This is a genomic window from Ectopseudomonas chengduensis (assembly GCF_900102635.1).
Classification (GTDB): Bacteria; Pseudomonadota; Gammaproteobacteria; order Pseudomonadales; family Pseudomonadaceae; genus Aquipseudomonas; species Aquipseudomonas chengduensis.
In genome coordinates this window covers 1-2,001 of the sequence record NZ_FMZQ01000039.1, presented here as the reverse complement: position 1 = coordinate 2,001, position 2,001 = coordinate 1, and the positions used below count along the sequence as shown (strand labels likewise).

1 protein-coding gene and 2 pseudogenes are annotated in these 2,001 nt (G+C 47.5%); all 3 read left to right on the top strand.

Annotated features, from left to right (window positions below; all coding sequences use genetic code 11):
• Nucleotides 1–283: 283 nt before the first annotated feature.
• Nucleotides 284–1,048, top strand: a pseudogene (locus tag BLS08_RS26840) (PAS domain-containing protein); the annotation flags it as partial.
• 87 nt (nt 1,049–1,135) lie between these two features.
• On the top strand, nt 1,136–1,594 hold the full coding sequence (locus BLS08_RS26835) for a methyl-accepting chemotaxis protein (protein WP_255342433.1): 459 nt from the start codon (nt 1,136–1,138) through the stop codon (nt 1,592–1,594).
• A 20-nt stretch (nt 1,595–1,614) separates the two neighbouring features.
• Nucleotides 1,615–1,873: pseudogene (locus tag BLS08_RS25920) on the top strand (Tn3 family transposase); the annotation flags it as partial.
• Between the last annotated feature and the right edge of the window lie 128 nt (nt 1,874–2,001).

Genomic DNA, 2,001 nt, shown 5'->3' with positions numbered 1-2,001 from the left:
TGCTTTATTTTCCGTTTTCTGAGGCGACTCCAACGTCAGAAAAGACCGTGCGGTCGACTTTTGATATTTCGTGCTGTCGCCTTCTGAAAGTGACAAAAGACCACTCTATTCTGACGACTCGGAGCGGCCTTGCCTGACGTCCGGTTAGGGTATAGCTCAATATGACACATGGCTGCAAATCGCTAATTTACCAACTATAAAGAGCTATGCTCTCAAGAAGCGGTTGCGCTAACCGATACAGTATAAATTAGGCCCCAAGTATTATTTTATTTGCACAAAGGTAATGATTATGTTTTTCAATAAAAGCAAACAACTGCTGGACACAGAAAATAAGCTCTCAGAACTACAGTGGCAGCTTGATTCAATAAATCGAAATGTCGCGGAAATCAGATTCAGGCCAGACGGGAGCGTAATCTATGCGAGCAATATCTTTCTAGAGATGCTTGGTTACAAACTCGAAGAAATAGCAGGGCAGCACCACAGAATTTTCTGCGAAAAGAATTATGCTAGCACAGCTGATTATTCGCGCTTCTGGCAGAAATTGGCTGACGGCCATCCTCAATCAGGTTTATTTAGGCGGCTGCGCAAAGACGGTAACTTAATATTGATTGAGGCTACTTATATTCCAGTTCAAAATCAAGATGGAAAAGTTATTGAAATCATTAAGATTGGCTCAGATGTCACTCAGAGAGAAAACGAGTTACTCTCACTAAGAGCCGTCCATGCAGCCATCTCCCGCTCGATGGCGGAGATCGAGTTCACACCTAACGGTGACATTCTGCATGCAAATGAGAATTTCCTCCGTGCTATGGGTTATCGCCTCAGCGATATCAAGGGTCGACACCACCGAATGTTCTGTTTCGATAATTTTTATCAAGAAAATACAAATTTTTGGCAGAGTTTAAAGGGAGGAACTTTTTTCAGCGGGCAATTTGAGCGCAAGACCGCATCGGGAGAGACCATCTATCTTGAGGCCACCTACAACCCCGTCGTTGATGAAGCCGGCCAGGTTGTGAAAGTGTTAAAATTTGCCACCGACGTCAGCTCGCAGAAGCATAAGGCTGATGAAATCCGTCAAGCCGCAGAGCTTTCCTTCACCACCGCCGAGGAGACATCTCAAATTTCCGTGCGGGGCATGGAGTCCCTTGCTAGTTCAATTGAATTATCTCAGAGCACACTTAATTTAATAAACGGTGCGGTTATTTTGATTACACAGCTAAATGCTCAGGCTAAAGATATCGAGAAAATTGTTACCACCATCCAAGGCGTGGCAGAACAAACTAACTTACTAGCACTTAACGCCGCAATTGAAGCTGCCCGAGCGGGTGAAACGGGCCGAGGCTTTGCTGTAGTAGCCGACGAGGTTCGTCAGTTGGCAGCTCGAACTAGCAGTGCCACCGTGGAAATCCAGAATGTGGTAACTGCTAACGGAAAGCTTACTCAGCAACTGAATATAGATATGAACAGCATCGCTAGAAGCGCCGAAGAAAACAACGATCAGATCGCAACTGTAACAACTATTATGCGTGAAATCAGTGACGGTGCAGACCATGTTGCCCGTACCGTATCGACGTTGTTCAAAGACAATAGCTAGTGTCCAGTTTTAGGCAAAATCAGGATCGGAACTTCGAGCCGCAGCGCTACAGAGCCAGAAGCCCAAACTTGGTGACGGCCATCGTGCTATGGAACACGATGTATCTGGAGCGCATCACTTGGGGCTGGTCGAGGCAAGTCGGTGGGCGGCGAGCTGCTGCAATACCTGTTGCCGCTGGGCTGGGAGCACATCAACCTGACTGGCGATTACGTCTGGCGGCAGAGCCGCAGGCTGGAGGTCGGGAAGTTCAGGCCGCTACGATTGCCCGGAAAACCTTAGCGTACGATTTTTTCCGAATTCTGCGGGCACCCCTTTTTTTAACAGCCGAACTGGAAAGGGAGGCTGAGCTGCTCAGTGATCACTTTATCCGTTGGCTGATTTACGCCGGCATGTTCGCTACAGGCACT

Excerpts from the sequence above, each read along its gene's own strand:
- BLS08_RS26835 (WP_255342433.1), top strand. The coding sequence starts at position 1,136 with ATGGAGTCCCTTGCTAGTTCAATTGAATTATCTCAGAGCACACTTAAT.